We start from the raw sequence: 20,974 nt of genomic DNA, 5'->3' as shown, positions 1-20,974 counted from the left end.
TTTTTGTTAGGCATTTGTGGCAGCACCACCCCGGCGCGCGCGGATCACATCACAGTCATGGCTCATCGGCACACGCGGCCCCTTGCCCTGACGCGCATCACGGCCCTTGATCTTGGGGGAGATGACCGATTCATACTGCTGACGCAGCTCCATGGCACGCCCGGTCGGCCCCATGAGTTCTTGAGCGATGAAGGAGGCCAGGAGGAGAGCGAAGGCGTTGCAGAAGTCCGGCGGCCATCCCGTGGGCTCCGCCACGCGGGACACATACGAGAGGTGGGCCTCCTCCTCTTGAAACAGCAGCTTGCCACCTTCGAGGACATAAAAATCCGAATCGTCCTCAGCCGCATCGGACGCATTCACACCACAGACGCGCAGGCAATCCGTAGGCAGGGCCAGCTCATACTCCCAACCGAATGTGGGAGCCTGGGTCCACTGCCCTGTCCACGGCACCGCCGCGCCGCTGAAGACAGAGCCGATCAGCACGAGGTTCGATTCACTGCCTTCGATCAGCCAGGTGCCATTCGCCGCTTCCATGCCCTGCACACCGCGCACATGCACACGGCTGCCGGAAGGTAGATTGTGATAGCCTGACGCACTCACCACATTGATGTTGTCGCCATCATTGGTGATCAGCGCCACAGAGCGCCACCAGGGTGTGATGATGGCCCGTTTCATGGCGAAGTTCCAGGGATGCGAAGCCAGGGCCTCATCCCGCACGCTATCGAACCATTTTTTACAGGCGCGGGCCTGGGAGGTGGGGTCGTCAATGCTAGCCACGGGGCTGCCGCCGATGAGGGAGAGTGCCAGGTTGGCGATGTCAGTCCGAGTCATAACCTAACGCAAGGGATGAAAATGAAAAGTCTGGGGAAAGAAAGGGCCCGGTGCGGTCAACACCATGCGACACACACCGCACCGGGCCGGTTTCCCTGCGGCGGCCTGTGTCAAACAGGTCCGCGATGCAGGCGGAGCCAACCCCTTAGCTCCGAGATGGTTTGAGAAGCCGCCACGCTCTCACGAACGTGGCGACAGGTGGACTGAGTTAGCCCAGCGTGTAGGCGATGAAGAAGGTGAGCTTGGTGTTGTTAACGATCGTCGATTTCGACTTGATCGTTGCTGTCACCAAGGTGGAGCCCGCCGTTTTCACCGGACCATTGACCTGGGCATCGACTGTGGCCGGTGCGGTGGAGTCAAAGGCCGTGGCAGTCGCGGAAGCGATCACGATGTCCAAAGCATAGGTGTTCGGAACTTGCAGCGTCCCAACATTCAACTTGAAGTTGGTGCCGACTGCCACCGGACATTGCACCTTACTCAGTGCCGGGATCACCTTCGCCCCAGGGGGAAGATAGGCAAGGTTCAGCACCTCATCATTGACTGCCGAGCTGGGCAGGGTCACCTGCGCATGCAGGATGTGCAGATTACCGCCTGCTTGTTTCAGGTTGGGAGCCTGGCTGTAGTCGGTCAATGCCGCAGCCTGGGCCGTGTAGAGAGAAGAGTCGTAAGTAGCCATAATTGTGTAATCGTTGAGTCCGTTTGAGACTAAAAGTTGGTTCACCGACTTGGCGGATGAACCACCCGCCAAGCCGGTTCATGCATCAGGAGACGCCGGGTGTTTCGTCGCAGAGCACACGCACCACGCGTTTATCCTCCACACGCACCGCGCCCATGCGGCAGACACCGCGCAGTTGGCGGGCATGACGCTTGTTCGGCAGCACATCGATGTGCACACTGCGGCCTGCATCGGCCCAGCGGATGCCGGATTTGTGGTAGGCAAAGCAGGAGCGCAGTCCATTGCCATCCACCGGCAGGCGCTCACTGCGCACGAAGGTGAAGCCGGCAAACATGCTCACTTCCCCATCCACCAGGGCCTTCACATTCACGTAATCACCCGAGGTGATCTCCGTGATGTTCAGCATGTCCTGGAGCTGCTGAGAGCTGGTGACGAAGTAACGATCTTCATCGTCCACTTCATTTTCATCCAGGATCTTCTTGGCACGCAGGATCTTTTGCACCGTCAGGCCCATGCTCACCATCGGTCCACCGGGAGGATACGTGGCGGGCACACTTTGACCACTCGGGAAGGTCTCCGTCTCCGTGCCGGTTTCCCCCACCTTGCGAGTGCCGTCGAAGGCCTGGATGATCACATCATCCTTCGTGCGGGCTTCGGCAGCAGTGAAGCTGGCGATCTCATCAGAATCCGGCAGGGCGATGGAGCCGAGCTGCATCTCATCATCCTCATCCCAGGTGCGGACGAATTCGAACTTGCGGCGGTAGATCCAGTATTTGGTGCCGGTGGTATCGCCATCGGGCGTATCCCCCTTGCGCTCCGTGACCTCGGTCATGACTCCGGCATCCAATTGGTTATACCACTTGCGCTTCCCGCGGAAGGAATCGGTGGTGACGGTGGGGAGGAGGCGAGAGTCCTTCTGCTGGACTTTCATCTCCCAGTTCTTGGCGAACTCAGTTTCGTAGAATTGCGTGATTTCGGCTGACATAGGTTTGGTTGCGAGAAATGGCCGTGCGGTCCCTTGAGCCGTGGGTTGCGTGGCCAGGTGTGGGTCCCTCTTCCTCGCGGGTGTCTGCGCTAGTGATTCAGCAGGCCGCTCGTCCCTGGGGTATTTGAAAAACAGGTGTCCTTTTTCCAAAGGGCTGCTTTGACTCCGACAGAGATCGGATTGACTAACAGAATGTTTGTCAAAGTAATTTTTTCTTTTTTTACACCGCTTTATTTTCTCTCCTCCCATCCGACTCAGCGAGCCTCTGCTCCAGACCTCCCCATTGCTCATTAGCAAGATAAGCCTACGCCAGCACGCTTCCTCTGCATCTCTACAAGACGAGGAATCCAGGCGAAGCTGCATCCAGCTCTCCTGGCTCGGAGCCTCGGCTTCAGCCGGACTCTTGGATCGCGCAAAGCTCTGTCGATGCCGCTTGAAGACAGGGGCTCCGAACTCCGACACCGACCCGTGAAACCGTGGCCCGCACACTCCGTGTGCGGATAGCCGTGCCGCAGGGCTAACAATAGGCATTTCATGGCCAGATCTACGCAGGCGGAGTGAAGAAGGGGGAGGCAGCCTCGACTGTTGCATTGACGATGTCGGGTGCATCTCTCTGCCTTCCACGGGGTATCCCGCACACGGAGTGTGCGGACCACTTCGTTCTGGCGCTTCGCACCACCAGCACCTCCACCCACGGTGCTAGGGGACCGAGCGCCCTGCCCACGCTCCCTACGTCCATCAACCGCCCCTTCACTAACTCCTGCCCCATCTTGTCAACCCTGCCAAAAAAACCTCTGCTTCGGCTCCAACTCCGAACGTCTAGCATCCGGCCATCAACCCTCAACTCTCCACGAACAACCACCCTGTCCCCTTCCGGCTGAAGCCGGGGCTCCGCCCCCCCGACACCGACCCGTGTAACTGATAACTGATAACTGATAACTGATAACTGATAACTGAATACCGAAAACTGAATACTGAATACAGCCCTCCTCCGCTAAAAGATCTGCTCCAACACCTTCTGCCATTCTGAGGCCTTGAGTTTATGTGCACCCGCTTTTTTACAGCGATGAATAAGTAAAAAAGTAGAGAAGTAGCGATTAAAAGCAGATGGCGATTCCAGAGGCGGAAGTAATCCTTCCAAAGAATCTTTTTCTCCATTGATCAATTCAGAAGAAGCTTCCAGATGCATCAAATCATCTCGGATTGTTTGAGAAACCCAAGTCAATGAATCCAAGAGGCGGATGAACTCGTTAGCGAGAACTCGAGCGAGTGAGCGAGTGCGCAAAATCGCACGCTCAAGAGCATGCTTTTTAAGTCTCGCTTCTTGATTGTCTAAAACCCCCTGAGCATGAGCAAAGGATTTGATATCGTCGAGACCTGCATTCAAAGAAAGCGCACGCTCAATGTCAAGAACTCGTGATAAATCACGAACAAGTGTTCGATCACACACAATCGCAAGATCACGAGCACTTTCGAGCGCACTGTGAAGAAACAGTGCTCTATCTTGAGACATTGCAAAGTCTAGGGTGTCCGGCCCCGCAATCTTCACCATCTGATAAATACTAGCGCCGATCAATTTCGTAATCGCCAACCTTTCGAGTGACCACTCGGGGTCTCCGTCAACATCCCATGCATTGAGTCGATCACGCCAATGCGTCCAACTGGGGTTTTTATCATGTATCTTTGCATTGGCGGTGACAATCATTTCCTGCAAAAGTATACCCGGTTTCATACCCGCCAAAATGAGAAAGACTTCCTCCCAGCGCTTCTCTCCTAAATAATTTCTTATAGTGATCTCCATCAGACCATTTTGGTCGATATGATATGCAGCCAAGTACTCTTGCAAAGTCAGGTGAGAGAAAGACCAATCTTGATGAGAGCGCTGAACAACCAGCCCTTGGCTAACTGCAATACCATCCAAGATGTCTCCCACAGGCAAGGTTTTGGGCTTTTCAACTAAGTCCGTCATAAACTCGCGAATTTCACGAATCCATTCATCTCGAGTTAGAAAAAAGCGCTCTTCCTGCATCGCCCTGTAGGCAATTTGGGCTAGCATCAAGAGTTCAGTATCGGCAGGCAAACTTGCATGCAACTGGCGTATATGTGCTGTTTTTAGATTTCTGGCATTCCATTCTTGCAAAAAGATATCCAGAGCCCGCCTATAAATCTCAGCGCGATTACTTGAGAGCTGGAGGCTACCCTGATAGCCAACACAAAGATACCCTAATAGGACAGGACTTCGGGCCAATTCAAGCGTGGCTTTGTGCTCTGGACGATGTAATTCCCGCACAAAACTCAATGCTATTTTTGCTTCTTTTTGTTCGGCATCACAAAACCAGTTATGAATGAAACGTGAAATCTGTTCATCAGAAAATTCAAGAAGCGTGACGTCCTTAAAGTCCCTGAAATAGTCATGCCGGAAAGCAATACGACAAGAGATGATGAACCGGCACTCCGGATAACGGCGAACCATTGATTGGGCATCCTGCACCACCGCCTCGACACGATCTTGAGCCACCTCATCCAGGGCATCCAGCAAAACAAGGAGTTTCCCGGCCTTCAGCAGGGCCTCCACCATAGGCACACTCTCGGGGAAACCACAGTCGGCAAACTCCCTGGCTAACAGCTCCACCAACGAGGCCTTCTCATCACTGCGACAGCGTTTGAGTTCCAAGAGCACAGGCAGCAACTCGGGCTGATAACGCGGCTCTCCACTGTGCCCCTGAGCGCGGATGCCATGACTGCGCAGGCACTCCCAGCCGATCCTTTGCAGGTAGATGCTCTTGCCGCCGCCCGGATTCCCCACCACCAGCATGCGCTGGAATTGGTTTGCTGCATCAATTCCATCTTGCTTTCTAATTTGTCTTTCATTCAGGGTCCGCCTCAGTTCACTGAGAGCTGTCTTTTCTATCATTTTTTCACTGAAATGCAGTCGAAGATCTTCCGTTGTCAGTTGCACCTCCGTGTAAATCTGCTCCAGCGGGATGGCGTGGGTCATGCCGATGGGCTTGATGCTGCCGTAGGCATCCATGTAGCGGGAGAGGTAGTTTTCCACCGCTTGTTCCATCGCCCGCTTCTCCTTGAACTTTTTCAATAAGTCCGGGGCGGCCTTGGTGAGCTGATCCCAAACGAAGCTGCCTAACTTACTCGCGGCACCAGTGAGGAAGGAGGACGTTGCGGGATCTGCCATAGGTGCATTTTGCAAACACCCTGATCCCCTGTAAAACGAAATTGTCTGGGCGATGAATGGACTCGCCTATTTTGCCCAAGTCAGCCTGACAAGCCCGCCGCCCAGCCTGTCTCCGCCCGTGAGCACGAACGATGGCCCATCCCTGCTGATCCCTCCTAATCGTGCAACTTGCCAGCCTTGAGATAGGGACCGCCTCTGGAGGCTTGGCGAGCGACTTCGCGGAGAGGAGATTCAAACATTCTTCCAGGGGTTAAATTCCCATGACAGACCCTCCTTTTCACTTATAGCAAAAGGATGTCCCCCTCCGGTATTCTGTCCGCTTGTTTCAGTCGGCTTGCGGCTTGTGCACTGACCTTGACCCTCGGCCTGGGAGCACCATCTGTTGCAGTCGCGATGTCCCCGGAGGCGGTGCTGATCAAGAACATCCACTCGGGTGAGGCCCCACACCAGCATCCGATGGAGATTCGCCTCACGGCCACCCGTGGAAACCAGATCTTCACCGTCCTGGATGACCGCATGCATGGCGAGGAACTGTGGGTGAGCGATGGCACGGCGGCGGGCACGCACTTGGTGAAGGATGTGCGGCCCGGCATCTTGGGCGCAGGGATCACTGCGGTGACCGTCTCCGGCAATCAGGTCTTCTTCACCGCAGACGATGGCGTGCATGGGCGGGAACTTTGGGTCACGGATGGCAGCGAGGCGGGCACCCGCATGCTCGCCGACGTCTTCAATCCCCCGACGAACAGCTATGGCAACACTCCTCTCTCAATCACCCCCTTCCTGAAGGGCGTGACCTTCTTTGCCCGTCGGCAATGGGGTGCCTTCGGCCTATGGTTTACGGATGGCACGGAGTCGGGCACTCTGGAGCTGGTCTCCTCCTTTTTCTGGAATGCCTCCTACGCTCTGGAGATCCCCTGCATGGAGGCGGGTGGCAAGTTTTACTTCAATCCCGAAGGGCTGGGCGGCTCCCTCTGGGTCACCGATGGCACCGTGGCTGGGACGCACCACCTCACCGACGATGAAACCGGTGGCACGAGCCCTGTTTTCCTGGCGCCTCTGGGGAAAAGCCTGCTCTTCAGCGGCAGCGATGATGAAACCGGTCAAGAGCTCTACAAATCCAACGGCACGGCCAAGGGCACGGTCTTGGTCAAAGACCTCGTCCCCGGCACGGATTCCTCCATGCCGATGGCCATGGTGCAGGCGGGCAAAAAGAACTATTTCCTGGCGGATCATGAAGGCGGCATCAGCGTCATGGTCACCGATGGCACCGAAGGTGGCACCCGGCCGGTGACCGTGCCGGAGGAAATGCGTGGCGGCGGCGGTGCCCAGACGCTTGCCCTGATGGGGAATGTCCTGCTCGTGCCATACCTGAGCCACTCAGGCGATGGCACCTTGGTAGGCATCGATATCCGCAATCACACCTGCCAGTTGCTGCTGGAGACGGAGGGTATCTCGTCCTACGGCCAGATCAATTCCCTGGTCACGACCGGCACCGGCACGGCCAGTCGGGCTTACTTCACCCTGCTCTCGGGAGAGCGCCGTATGCTCTGGGTCACCGATGGCACCCCAGCAGGCACACGCCCGGCGGCCCCACGCTTCAGCCCCGAGGGAGAGGCCACCTGTAGCCTTGCGCTGGCGGCGGCCGGCAGCCAGGTCTTTTTCACCGCCAGCCTGCCTGGTCAAGCCAGCACCTTGTGGGTGAGCAATGGCACAGAGGCAGGCACCCGCCCGGTCACGGAGGCCCTCGTCCCGACCGATGCGGATAGCTTTCCCCAATTCCTGACCCCCGTGGGAGCGCGGCTGTATTTCACCGCCGAGGATGGCGAGCACGGCCGCGAGCTGTGGTTCACCGATGGCCCTGAGTCCTCCGCCCAGCTCGTGATGGATCTGCGCCCTGGCAGCCTCGGTTCAGAGCCGCGCGACCTCGTCGTGCGGGAGGACATCCTGTATTTCTCAGCGGAGGATGGCAGCTCGGGCCGGGAACTCTGGCGGACCGATGGCACGGAGGCAGGCACCTGGGTCGTGAAGGACATCTACCCCGACAGCACCGGTAGCGAGGTCTCCGCCCTGCACCTCTTTGATGATCGTTTGTATTTCCAGGCCACCTCACCTGAGACAGGGCGGGCTCTGTGGATCTCCGACGGCACGGAGGAAGGCACCGTCCTCTTGGCCAATCTGGCGGAGGACACCGAGGGGGTAAAAAACGCCTCTGCCTCTCTCTTCACCGAACATGACGGCTGGCTCTACTTTGCGGTCGAGTCCGACAACGCTCCCGACGTCCGGGGCATCTATCGCACGGATGGCACCCTGGAAAACACCACCAAGCTGACCAGTGCCTCCCACATCGAGACTCTCTTCCTCCGCGCTCCCGTCTCGAACACCTACGGGAACATCTACCCCACCGAGACGCTGCTGTATTTCTCCACGTATGAAGGCGGTGTCCGCACGATCAAATATGCTCGCTTGGGCCAGGTAGCCGTCAGCCTTCACGACTTTAACGGTGTCGGCCTGGCTCCCCCATACCGCTTGAGTGAGACCAGTCTCCGTTATCAAGCAGGCAGCGACACCTACGGCCTCGCTCTGGCATCTGGCGCGCGCTACTCCATCTCCACCAGCCCCTATGAAACGTTTCTCGTTAGGCTTAACAGCCAGAAGGCTGACTATCTGAAGTCTTCGAATCGCGAGCTTTGGCTCTATCATTCCAACTCCCCCCATGTCCGCCTTCTGATCAGTGATGTCCCGCTCGATCCCGAGATCCATCTCCTCGTGGATGGCACACTCATCTTTGCCCAGATCCACAGTGATCAAACCCGCTCGCTGTGGCTGACCCGTGGCACCGTGGCCAGCACCCGCCGACTGTCCGGGCTGCTTTACACCGAGACGCCCCGGCAGGATGGCCAGATCATGCAGCGTGCGGGTGATGCCCTGTATTTCCCGGCTCAATCTCCGGCCTATGGGGTGGAGCTGCACGGCCTCTCCCTCGTCGGTCGTTTGGAAATCATTGATGTGACGCAGGCTGAGAGCCCGATGCTGCTTCCGGATGAAGCCACGGTGGACTTCGGGGTCGCCCCGCTGGCTCGCACGTTGCGTCTGCGCAATGCAGGCCTGCAGGATCTGCCTGCGCTCGCGCTCAGCCTCTCGGAGGCTGAGGCCCCTTTTACCCTCTCCACAACGACCGTCTCCAGCCTTGCGCCCGGAGCAGAATCCACCGTCACCCTCACCTTCACCGGCAGCACCAGCGGCACCCACACGACCACCCTCAGCCTCACGGATGCAACCGAGCCCGCGCCCGCCCAGCCGCTCCAGCAGAGCCTGACCCTAACCGCCCGCCGCATGGAGCCCGGAGAGGCCCCCGTGGTCTGGGCCCAGCCTGCCTCGCAGATCGTTCTCGCCGGGAGCGAAGTGAGCTTCCAGGCCAGCCTCGCCTACCAGGGGAATCTGGAGCACCCCGCCCACTGGCATGAGGAAGGCGGGCCCAATGAGGTCATCCCCACGGGAGGGCCCATCATCACAGGCGCAGGTGGCACTCCCCAGGCCAGCGATGAACCCATCAGCTCTTCCACCACCCTGCGGGTCAAGGCGGAGAAGGCCGCCCGCTATCAGGCCCGGCTGTCCAGCGCCGCCAGCGAGCACGCCTGCCTCGCCATTGTCAAACCAGCCCCCCAGCAGAGCTGTGGCCTCATCGGCCAGACGGTCCGCCTCACCTGTGAGGCCACAGCACCTCCCGGCTGCACCCTCAGCTATCAATGGTATAACTATGGCGACCAACCCCTGGCCAGCATCGACCGCATCCGCGGCAGCCGATCTGCCACGCTGGAGATCCACAACCTCCAAGTTTCCGACCTCACCAGCTACTACTCCAATGGCTATTACTGCGTCGTTACCCTACACGCGCCCGACCGCACCGTCAGCCTCAGCAACGGCATCACTAGCCTGAACATTCTGTATCCGCCGCAGATCCAGATTCCCGGTTACCTCAACAACTTTGTGGGTGAGGAGGTCAGCCTCCAGCTCCACACCAATTACCCGGCAGATCGCTTCACCGTCAAGGGCCTGCCCCCCGGCCTAACCATGAGTGCCTCCGGCCTCATCACGGGTAAGCCCACCAAGGCCCTGCCCTTTTCTCCCACCTATGGAATGGCCGCTCCCTACAGGGTTACCGTCAGCGCCCGCAATGCCGCCGGTGTCTCCGAGGCCCTGACTCTGACCTGGCTCATCCTGCCGCTCTGGAACCCAGGCTCCTACGACGGTCTCTTTGAGCGAAACGGAGCCCTGGATGATGGCAAGGGCCTCGGCAGCCGCATGCAGCTCACCATCACCAGTGCGGGGTCCATCAGCGGCCAACTCCAGCATGAGGGGAAGACCTATCGCTTCTCGACCTACCACCTGACCCACCTGAACAGTTACACCGACAGTTTCGATGCCGAGTTTCCCATCTCGCTGGGCAAAGGCAAACCTCCGCTTACCCTCATCATTCCCCAAGGCGGAGGTTATCAATCCATGGAAGCCACCCTGGAGTTGGCCGAGGGCACCTCTGCGGCGGGCATCCTCTACCGCACCCGCGCCACCGACCTCCGCTACACCCTGCCACCACCCTACGCCTACAAGAAGGGCACCCTCCGCCTGACCTCCCAGGCCCGCCAGGAGACCGACATCGTCCCCCAGGGCCAGGGCTACCTCAGCCTCAGCATCTCTGGCAAAGGAATCGCTGTCTGGAAAGGCAAGCTCGCCGATGGCACCGCCCTCAGTGGCAGTGCGAACCTGACCCTCACTGGGCCTGGGGACGACGGCCCCAGCTTAGCCCTGCGTCAGGAGCTCTACAAAGGCCGCGCCTCCCTCCTCGGCTGGATCGTCATGGGCTTCCCCTATGACGGTGCCCTCGACTTTAGCGGCACGCTCACTTGGTTCAAACCCGCCCAGCCCAGCACCAGCAAAGACCGCCTCTATCAAGACGGTATTCCCCTGCATGACCTCCAGCTCATGGGCGGCAGCTACACGCCCCCTGCACGTGGCGAGATGCTCTTTGGCCTAACGGCAAATGAACCCGGTGACACCACGCCTAATCTCACCTTCACCGCCTCTGGCTCGAATCTCCCCGATGCGACCTTCCAGCAGGACCTTCTCCTCAGTGCGGGCCATAAGATCAAGCTCTCTCCGCTCAGCCCCGACACCCCGCTGCGCAGCCTCAGCTTCAACCCCAAGACCGGCACCTTCAAAGGCAGCTTCACCCTCCTCCATGAGAGTGACAAGAAACTCCACCGCACCGCCACCCTCGAGGGCATCCTGCCTAACCAGATGAGCGACCAGGCCTCCGGCTTCTTCCTCCTGCCCGATCTCCCCGAGGCCGAGGGCGAGACACTGAAGAACACCGCCATTCAATCCGGGAAGGTGGAGATCACCCTACCGGAGGGATAAGGCCCTGGCCATCCACTTTCACCCGCTCCCCTTCCCCGTGAAGCTGCTCCATTTCTTGATCCCCATCGCCCTGTCCGTACTGACCACCGCCACGCACACAGCTTGGGCCACGGCACCGGAGCCGGTGCTGGTGAAGAACTTCGACTCATACTCGGGTTCTTACCCTGCTGATCCAGCCATTTTCAACGGTCGCCTTTACTTTAGAGCCCGCGGACTCAATCCCAATCTGGGCGCTGAGCTCTGGAGCAGCGATGGCACGGACGCTGGCACGATTCTAGTGAAGGATGTCCGCCCAGGAGCGAACGGCAGCACCCCCAGCAACCTCACGGTGGTAAATAACCACTTATTCTTCACGGGTCGAAACAGTTCTGGTCATCTCGACCTGTTCATGATGGATGAGGCGGAAAACGTCAGCGCTAAGCTATCCGATCAAGCGCTCTCCAGCGCCACATTGAGTGCCTTCACAAGGGTCAATGATCGGTTATTCTTCGTGCTCATGATGGCTAATAAGGCGGAGCTCTGGGCCACCGATACGCCTTGGAATGACGGCCGAGTTTCCCGCGTGGCCGACCTGCAAATCCCCGCGGGATACAATGCCTATATAAGAAACATCGCCGTCATGGATGAATGGCTCTACATCGCCGCTGAAAGGCAGGACGTGTTGTGGAGGCTGAATCTAGAGACAGGCGGTGCTCCTGAGCGAATCGTAACCACAACCCATGGCCTCCCTACGGGTGTCTACCAAATCTTAGCTCACCCCGATAACAGCTCCCGACTCTTTTTCACAGCCTACAAGGGTTACGATGGAAATGGGCATCTCTACATCAGTGAAGACGGCCTGCGTTGCACCGAGATCCCGCTCACTCTCTCCACATCTCTTCCCTTTAACTTGTTCAATCTCAAATCCGTCTCCAACGGAGTGATTTTTAACGTGCGTGTGGGCTCTGGTCAGGATGAAATGGACTTCTTGTGGCGAAGCGATGGGCAAGCAGGCCCCGGCCATACCGAGCCTTTTTTACCAGGCGAAGACTGCGTCATCAAAGCCCTCGTGGGAGAACGCCTTTACTTCGTCAGCGCGTCCTCATCCCTCTACCATCTGGAGGCCATGAATCTCGATGGAAGTCAGCGCACGATCCTCAAAACCTATGCCACCGATCCTGAGGTCTTCCAGCTACACATCGAGGCTGAGACACTCTACTTCATTCAAAAAACCGGCCAAGGGACCAATCAGGAGATCTGGCAGACCAACGGCACTCCAGAAACCACGTGGCGAATCCCGAACGCCACCGGCCCCGATACCTTCAAGCTCTTGGGCAACGCCATCACGATGGATCATCGACTTTATTTTAGTTCGGGTCCACCTGGCAATCTGCCGTCAGCACTAAAGGTAGACCTCTACTCCATTCCCCTGGTGAGGGATCCAGAGCTGACGTTTCAGTTAGCCGATCAGCCCTCCGTATCGCTCACAGGGAGTGAACCCGAGATCACCTTTGGCCCCGTGCCCGTCGGTCAAGCTCGCGGTGGCATCCTGCGCTTATTCAATCCCGGTCAGCGGGCCATCACCGGTCTTCTGGCGCTCAACAACACATCACCGCATTTTCAGCTCGATCTTCAGACCGATACCCTGAGCCCAGGCCAAACCTTGGAAGTGCCCATGACCTTCAGCCCCAGCACCACGGGTTCCCTGATCGATACCTTCACCTTCCAGGGCCAGACACCGCTAGGCCAGAGGCAGATCACCCTGCGCACCCGCGGCACCGGCATCGCCAGCGATGGGCCCCCTGTCTTCTGGCCCACTGCGCTGAGTGATACCGGAGTCCTCGTGGGGGACTCCCTCACCTTTACACCCGAGATCGTCAGTCCACAGCCCATCACCGCTTACGTGTGGAAAAAGGGCGATGTCGTGGTCAGTGAAGAGGCTGTCTTTACCCTCCCCTCCGTGCAGGCCACCGATGCCGGGCGCTACACCCTCACCGTCACCCATGCAGGTGGAGCCTCCAACACCAGCGCCCTTTTTTCGATTCTTGTCGCCCAAGCTCCACCACCTAACCAATGGTTTGTCCTCGGTGATAACGTCAGCCTCACCAGCACTCTCCACGGGCCAGCTTTCCCAGGAGTGAGCTATGCCTGGTATAAAAACGATGTGCGGCTCAGCGATGGGGGCCGCATCACGCGGAGCACCACCCCCACGCTCCAGATCAGCCAATCTCAGGCGGGAGATGCCGGAGCCTATGAATGCCGCATGACCGTGCTGAATGCCGCAGGCGGGCCCCAGACACTGCGCCCAGGCAGCATCCAGCTCGCACGGTTGCCTGAGCCTTCGCCGCTCTTCCCCTCCGCTGGTTACGCTCATTATCTTGGAGAAACGATCAGTGTTCAGTTCGAGTCGGATTTCCCCAGCACCCGCTGGGAGTTCACCAGCCTCCCTCCAGGCCTATCCGGCAGTGAAACAGGACTCGTCACCGGGCGACCTAGCGCCATCAAAGGCCTGCATCCCACCACCGGCAAGGCTGAACCCTACCCGGTGAAGGTCACGACCTTCAATGCCAGCGGTAGCCGCATCAGCACCGTGCCCTGGACCATTCACCCCACCCCGGCGGCTGGCACCCATCAGGCTCTCATCGGGCACAATGCGGCCCTGGATGAAGGTAAGGGCCTCGGCAGCCTGCTCACGCTGACCACCGGCTACTCCACCCTCTTCACCGGCCAGCTCCTGCATGGAGGCAAGGTGTGGCGCTTCAAAGGCAGCGCCGTGCATGATGCCACCTGGACCACCGCCCCCACCTTCCGCTGCACCATCCCACGCGGCAAGAGCCTGCCTGCCCTGACCCTCATCATTCAGACCGGGCCACCCCCCACCGCCACCCTCCAGTCCGCAGATGGGCAGGAGACGGCCACGGGTCCGCTCCGACAGCAGATCGATGCTTTCCATGCCCGCACCGTCTTTCATTATCCCACGTCTTATTACACCTGTAGCCTCACCCCCAGCACCTCCAGCCCAGACACACCTGGCGGCAGCGGCTACCTCTGCCTCACTCAGAGCACCAAGGGCACGATGAAGTGGAAAGGTAAGCTCGCCGACGGCACCGCCATCACCGGCAGCGGCATGCTCTCCCTCTATCAGACGAGCCGCCCCGTCGCCTTCCCCATCCATCGGGATCTCTATAAACTCCAAGGCTCCATTCACGGCTGGGTCATCCTCAACTCCAAGCACGAGACCCTCCCTCTCCCCACCTTCGGTGGCAGCCTGAACTGGGCGAAAACGGTGCTCAGCCCCAACCCCAAGGAACGCCCCTATCGGGAGGGCTTCCCCGCGCATGACCTCACTCTGAGTGGCGGCCTCTACACCCCACCTGCACGCCATGAATTACTCTTTGGCCTAACGGCAAGCACCTCCACCGAAGAAGACCTCGTCTTCTCGGCCAACAAGTCCAACATTCGCGGCGGACTCTTCATGCAGGGTGTCCTGCTCAGCTCAGGCAACCGCGTCAAACTCCCTCGCTTGGAAGACTTCGCCTTCGCCTACCTTCAGAGTCTCAGCTTCAATGCCAAAGTCGGCACCTTCAAAGGCCGCTTCGAAGTCAGAAATCCACCCAAACCGATCCTCAACCGCACCGCCACCTTTGAAGGCATCTTACCGAACAGCCTGAATGCCCAAGCCTACGGCTTCTACCTCCTGCCTGACCTCCCCGTCGGTGACGGGGAAACGCTGAAGAACACCGCCCTCCAATCTGGCCGTGTGGAACTCCAATCCATCGCGCGCTGATCTTTTTTGAACAGCTTTCTCTAACTCGCTATCCAGACGCTTTGCTTTCCTCATGAGGCTCAAACTTCTCCTTCCAATCCTTCTCACGAGCCTCATCGTCGCAGCCACGTGGCTCGGCTCGACCTCGAACCCCGAGTCCTCAACCCAGGTCCCAGTGACCTCAGCACCCCCGCACGAGCAGGAGAAAATCCAGCCCGCTGCCGTCGCCTTTGAAACCGTCTCCGATACAGCCACACCGAGCAAGCTCCTGCCCGATCACGAGCTGCATCTGTGGCAGGCCGTCGGCACTGCCGCACGCACGCCACTCCAGGCCGCGACGCGAGGTGAAACCCGCCTCATGGAGGTCACCGCGCAGCCGTATGATCTCCAGGCCGAGCTGAAAGCCGGAGACGTCATCGCCATCCCGCTCATGAATGGTGAGCAGGCTGTGGGCACCGTCAATCTCGTGCAGCCCGATCTCCAGGGCTGGGTGCGTGTGGGCGGGCATCTGGCAGAGCCTAGCACGGGCACCTTTTATCTGGCCTCCGACGGCCAGCACATCCACGCCACCCTCCTGCTGCCGGAGAGACAGCAGGCCTACCTCATCGAGCCCCAAGAAGATGGCCGGACCCTCATGAAGGAAGTGCCGCTGAGCAGTGTGGTGTGCCACCAAGCGGGCCAGCCCACAGCCAACAGCGAGACGTCATCCGTGACGAGCACCGTGCCGCGCCTCAGCAGCCGCCCCAGCGCCACCGCCGTGATCTACCTGGACCTCGATGGAGAGACCGTCACCGACCCGGCATGGAATGGCGGCCAGGAGATCCAGGCCCTATCTCCCAATCTCACGATTTCCGAGATCATCAGCTTCTGGCGCAGTGTGGCGGAGGACTTCGCCCCCTTTGACATTGATGTTACCACCGATCTCGCCCGCTACGAGGCCGCTCCCGTGCAGCGGCGCACCCGCTGCATCATCACCCCCAGCAATGGCTGGTATGGCGATGTCAGCGGCGTGGCCATGCTGTCCAGCTTTGCCAATGCCGGCACGGCCCTCTCCTCCACCGTGCCCTGCTGGTGCTTCAATGCCAAAGCCGTCACCGCCTCCCACGAGGTGGGTCATACCCTGGGCCTTTCCCATGACGGCCTAACCAACCCTGCGACCGCTTACTACACGGGGCACGGCACCGGCACCCTGAGCTGGGGCCCCATCATGGGGGATGCCACCAACCGCACCATTTCTCAGTGGAGTAAGGGTGAATACGCCAATGCCAACCAAACCCAGGACGATGTGGCCATCATCGCCGGTAGCACCAATGGCTTCGGCTTCGTGCCCGATGAAGCTGGCGACACCCGCGAGACGGCAACGCCGATCCCTCTTCCTGACACGAGGTTCGTGCAGGAAGGCATCATCTCTCAGCAGTCCGATGTGGACTATTACCAGTTCACCACAGAGGGCGGAGCCCTCCAGATCATCGCCATACCGAATCCCGATACGCCTAACCTCGACATCGACCTGGAACTGCAAGACGCCAATGGCGAAGTCCTGGCCAGCAGTCGTCCTGCCGGAGCTTCCAACAAGTCCGTCTCCTCGAATTTTTCCAGCTTCATCCTCTGGGACTTGGAGGCGGGCACCTACTATCTCAAGGTCCAGGGAAGCGCCAACGGAGATCCCCTCACCACCGGTTACAGCAGCTACGGCAGCCTGGGCCCCTACACCCTCCGAGGGTTCATACACTCCCTGACTGCCCCCAGCGTCACCCCGGGCAAGCTCGAGGTGGCTGACATCATCAGTGGTTATACCAAACTTGATTTCGGCAGCAAAGCGGTCAATGGACTGTCTCTTACCCGCCACTTCATTGTTTATAATAACGGATCCACTCCCATCTCCGGTATCACCGCCCAGGTCACAGGTTCAGGAGCCGATCACTTCAGCGTCGGTGCTCTCGGTAAAACCAGCCTCGAACCTGGAGGACTGACCACTTTCTCCATCCGATTCACCCCGGGTGCTCCAGGCATCCACACGGTAGATTTACACGTGAGCGCCACGGGAGGCGGCTCGCCGGATGTCACCGCCCAGATCTTCGCCGAAGGCACCCCCGGTGTCGGGGCTCCCAGCATCTCGAATTTCTCCACCGATCAGGCGCTGAAGGTCGGTGAAAACTTAGTGCTCACAGGCGTCATCAACGGCGCTCCCCCGCTGAATGTGCAGTGGCTGAAAAACGGCAAAGTCATCTCGAAACAAACGGGGGATAGCCTCACCTTCGCCCCCGTGAAAGGCAGCGATGCCGGGGACTATCAGCTCCGCATCACCAACAGCCTCGGCCTTGCCACCCGGAGTTGCAGCATTGGCGTTATCGATTCCCCACCTGAATACTTCCAGAAAAAGATCAATGGCGGTGCCGCCTTGACGGTCAAAACTTACGCCCCACCCAGCGCCACTCAGACCCGCCTGGACTGGCAACGCGATGGCAGTTCATTCAGTCCTTCGACTCCCACCGTCACCGTGAGTTTGGAGGGCACCTACGTCTGCCGGGTCACCTTCCACCTACCCAACAACAAGTTCATCTCGGTCTCCACCCGCCCGAGTTATGTCACCAATGTGCTGACCCCGGAGTTGGATCAGAATTTCGAGCTGGACCCGATCTTCGTCACTCAGGAGATCTCCATTCAGCTCCCCTTCAGCCACTCCCCCACTCGATACATGGCCAAGGGCCTACCTCCCGGCCTAACTTTGAATCCAACCACCGGCATACTCACCGGACGCCCCACGGCGGTGCGCTATATCAAAGGCGAGCTCTGGCCTTATGTGGCCCTTTTCACAGCCACCAACGCTGCGGGCAAGTCAGCGCATGAAGGCAACCGGCACATCTGGGTCAAACCTCTGCCCGAGGGCTTCTCCGGGATCTTCACCGGTTTCATTCCGCCTCACCCCACCTTAACCCAGGGACTCGGCGGCACCATGACCGTCACCGTACATCCCTTTGGCACCTACTCCGGCACGGCCAAGTTCGGCACCCGCAGCTACCGCTTCAAAGGCAGCTTCGGTTATGAATCCGAGACATGGATCGAAAGCGAGGCCTTCATCCCCCTCAAGGCTCCGCTGCCGAGTCTCAAGTTCCACCTCCTATCCTACCCCGATGATAACAGGATCGAACTTTCCGCCAGCGACAAGGATACCGAAGAAGGCCTCTTCCATGCCACCCTCTATCGTAACGTCTGGATCGATCCATGGAAAAAAAATGGCTTTGCAGCCTTTCACCATGGCCGCGGCACCGCCGGTATCCTGCCCCTGAATCCTGATCCCGAGCGCATCGATGAATATCCTCAGGGCGAAGGTTTCCTCGTCTACACCGTCGCCCACAATGGCACCATCACGTGGCAGGGGCGCCTGCCGGATGGCACCGCCATCGCGGGTAGCTGCCCTCAGGGGCCGGAGGGACAGTTCCCCCTGTATCAGCTCCTGTATAAAAACAAGAGCTACATCTCCAGCCAGATGTTCCTGGGCGTTTCGGGCGAAGGCGATACCCAACTTACGGGACGTGTCCTCTGGGTCAAGCCCGATGAGGGTGACCGCAGCAAGGGCCGTAACTACAAGCACGGATACCAGCTCGACTCCATGGTCCTCGGCAGCAGCTATAACATCCCCATCGGCGGCAAGCCCAGCATCCCCTTCCCCCAGGCTCACTTGAACTTCTCCAGCGGCGCTCTCTCCAGCCCTCTGAACATTCCCGTGATCATCACGCCCAAACTCACCGCCCAGGTGCTGAGCAAGGCAAACAACCTTAAAATCTCCTTTAACTACCTCACCGGGCTTTATAGCGGCTCCTTTGTCACCGAGGAGGGAGAGCGCCGCAGCTCGAGCTTCCAGGGTGTCTTCGTCAAGCGCCTGAACCGTGGAGTGGGCTATCACCTCATGCCCGCGCTCTCCTCCCCACCGGACACCACCCCGAAGACCAGCCCCATCCTCAGCGGCCCCGCCATCTTCATCCCCATCCCAGACGACGAGGAGTAACTGGGATCCACCTCATTGGACAGTTCTACTGAGAGCCTCCTGACCGTCCAGACAGGGTGATTTTTGAGCCCGACACAAAGATCGAGCGATCCTGCATTTCCTCACTAGGCGGAATCTCCGTCTGCTTGGCCTGGAGCTTACCGCTATGCATCAGGCTCACCAGATCGCCTCGATCATTTCGGGCGCGTGAATCGACGGTCCACTCAGCACCTGCATCCAGCCGAAGATCCAGATAAGCTTCTTCTAAACGTGTGACTTCCTTGATCAGCCTGTCCACCCACCACGGCGGCTCGCTGCACATCACTCCACAGATCTGGATCTCTGGCGATCGCAGAGTCGCCATACAAGGACTTGAAGACTTCGATCTCATCCTCAGGATAGACCTCCGTGCTGACAGCCAGACAGACCAGCGAGTTGACCGCCGGGTCTGAAACTCGGCTGATGGACAGGGTTGCGGGAACAGGAAACACGGCTGTCTCAATCCATTCCCCCACCCTGAACTCACCACGAAGCATCTTCCCGCCATTCGCTTCAGCGAGCTCCAGATCACCATGCTCAAACCGTAGCCAGGCGCTCAAAGAATCTCCCGGCTTGGGGATTCGGGATGAGGCCTGCTGGATGATCTCCAGCTTCTCCTGGTGAATGACGATCTTCATTTCATCCCCACCCTCCTTTGAGCGAATCCAATGGTAGCTCAGCCCCTGGCGATAGCGATCGTAGCTCCAGTCCGTCATATAGTAGCGCTGGCCGTTCACCTCCAAATAAGCCGCCACCATGGCATCGCCTGCGGGCATCTCTTTGATCACCTGCCCGCTAAAGCTCGGCTCTGTCACCACCTCATACCCCTGGGGAAAGAAACGATCCGCACGCGGAAACATCGTCTTCAGAGCGGAGGCATCCCAGGAGGTGGCCGCAGAGACCAAGCTCGGCATCACCAGCCCCAGCAGCAGACTAACCCGAAGCGTTTTCATAGGTATCCGCGTGTTGTTCGATTGGATGATCGGCTTCACGGCTTGGATTGAAACATCACCTCCATGCCCGTAGCGACCGGGTCATCCTGAAACCCGATCAGTGCGAGGTGAACGATGGCCTGGATCGAGCCGCTTTTCTTCGCATAATACACGTCCCCATTCTGCTTCTGCTGGCCGACGTTCACCCAGGGCTGGTCACCCGATCCCATGCCTTCTAAAAACCCCATGATGATATCCCCATCTGCCGAAAGTTGACGGAGCTTATAAGAGGGCCAGATCTTCGGCACCGACTTCACCATCGTGCTGGGCAGGGTGCGAAAGCGCGCATCACTCACCTTCAACGAGGTGATATCGCTGGGGATCGAAAACAGGACCGTCACCACACGATCCCGCCACTCGAACTCGCCATACAGCATCCGCTTCCCCTCATCGAGATCGAGAAACTTCAGATCCTCCCCCGCCACCAAATGTGGCAGCCAGCGGCTGAGCGGTGCCCCCACATGCAACTCCTGCACCTGGCCTTGTGCCTGTGAGACACCTTCTTCTGGCAGCGCGCTGGAGCCCATGCTGGAGGTCTCTAGCAGCGGCCGAATCCAGTTGTAACTCAGCCCTTGGCGATAGCGATCATAGCTCCAGTCCGACATGTAATAACGGCGGCTCCCCACATCCAGATAGGCCGCCACCATGGCATCCCCAGCAGGCATCTTTTTGATCGCACCCGCTCCCAGATTCGGCTCGCTCACCACCTCATACCCATCCGGAAATGAACGCTCCGCTGGTGAGGACAGCGTCTTCAGCGCCGAGGTATCCCACGACGTCGCCGCACAGGCCATCGCCACACTGAGCAGCCCGCTCAGCAGTACGAAACCAAACCCACGCTGCCTGTGAATCGCACGCAGCACGCCGCCACGAGCCTGAGATGAAAGGTGTTGTTTCATAGGAGTCAAAAAGTCATGCAGCCCAGGATCAAAGCCTCCCAGAACAGCACTTCACCTCCTTGCTACCCAACGCCGTTTCAGATGTTACCGATTTTTTTTGATGGAAGCTCAAACGGTCGCTCTGCTGTAGCGGAGATCCGCGAAAGAATGACCTAACTCTAAGTTTGGATTCCCGACTTCCGTCGGCCTCACATCTCATCAAGAGCGCTCCGGT

General features: G+C 58.9%; 9 protein-coding genes. 3 read left to right on the top strand and 6 right to left on the bottom strand.

Features of this window, described 5'->3' with window-relative positions; genetic code table 11:
- Positions 1 to 6 precede the first annotated feature (6 nt).
- The 4 genes from B5D61_RS11105 to B5D61_RS11085 all read right to left on the bottom strand — a co-directional run bounded on the left by B5D61_RS11105 (position 7) and on the right by B5D61_RS11085 (position 5,682).
- A complete protein-coding gene (locus B5D61_RS11105; protein WP_078813461.1) occupies positions 7 to 831 on the bottom strand; it encodes a phage connector family protein in 825 nt (274 codons plus the stop codon).
- 208 nt (positions 832 to 1,039) lie between these two features.
- The gene (locus tag B5D61_RS11100) at positions 1,040 to 1,507 is read right to left on the bottom strand and encodes a hypothetical protein (protein ID WP_078813460.1); all 468 of its coding nucleotides are present in this window, start codon (positions 1,505 to 1,507) and stop codon (positions 1,040 to 1,042) included.
- Positions 1,508 to 1,592: 85 nt separating this feature from the next.
- A complete protein-coding gene (locus tag B5D61_RS11095; RefSeq protein WP_078813459.1) occupies positions 1,593 to 2,492 on the bottom strand; it encodes a phage capsid protein in 900 nt (299 codons plus the stop codon).
- Between the two features lie 994 nt (positions 2,493 to 3,486).
- Positions 3,487 to 5,682: an NACHT domain-containing protein gene (locus B5D61_RS11085; RefSeq protein WP_078813457.1), complete on the bottom strand. Its 2,196-nt coding sequence runs from the start codon at positions 5,680 to 5,682 to the stop codon at positions 3,487 to 3,489.
- 294 nt (positions 5,683 to 5,976) lie between these two features.
- Between B5D61_RS11085 and B5D61_RS11080 the strand changes: the two genes are divergently transcribed.
- The 3 genes from B5D61_RS11080 to B5D61_RS11070 are packed head-to-tail and all read left to right on the top strand — an operon-like array spanning position 5,977 to position 18,851.
- Complete coding sequence (locus B5D61_RS11080) at positions 5,977 to 11,097, top strand: ELWxxDGT repeat protein (protein ID WP_078813456.1); 5,121 nt, start codon at positions 5,977 to 5,979, stop codon at positions 11,095 to 11,097.
- Positions 11,098 to 11,134: 37 nt separating this feature from the next.
- Positions 11,135 to 14,863: an immunoglobulin domain-containing protein gene (locus B5D61_RS11075; RefSeq protein WP_078813455.1), complete on the top strand. Its 3,729-nt coding sequence runs from the start codon at positions 11,135 to 11,137 to the stop codon at positions 14,861 to 14,863.
- Between the two features lie 52 nt (positions 14,864 to 14,915).
- Positions 14,916 to 18,851 (top strand): immunoglobulin domain-containing protein, encoded by a 3,936-nt coding sequence (locus B5D61_RS11070; protein ID WP_078813454.1) that lies wholly within the window; start codon positions 14,916 to 14,918, stop codon positions 18,849 to 18,851.
- A gap of 203 nt (positions 18,852 to 19,054) precedes the next feature.
- On the opposite strand, the gene B5D61_RS11065 is transcribed toward B5D61_RS11070, so the two are convergent.
- A complete protein-coding gene (locus B5D61_RS11065) occupies positions 19,055 to 19,822 on the bottom strand; it encodes a hypothetical protein (protein WP_078813453.1) in 768 nt (255 codons plus the stop codon).
- Between the two features lie 35 nt (positions 19,823 to 19,857).
- Positions 19,858 to 20,760, bottom strand: coding sequence for a hypothetical protein (locus B5D61_RS11060; protein ID WP_078813452.1), 903 nt, complete (start codon positions 20,758 to 20,760; stop codon positions 19,858 to 19,860).
- Positions 20,761 to 20,974 lie beyond the last annotated feature (214 nt).

Origin of the sequence: Prosthecobacter debontii (genome assembly GCF_900167535.1) — a bacterium.
Lineage (GTDB): Bacteria > Verrucomicrobiota > Verrucomicrobiia > Verrucomicrobiales > Verrucomicrobiaceae > Prosthecobacter > Prosthecobacter debontii.
Note: the sequence above shows the minus strand (reverse complement) of the source record. Positions and strands in the feature narration are given on the sequence as shown.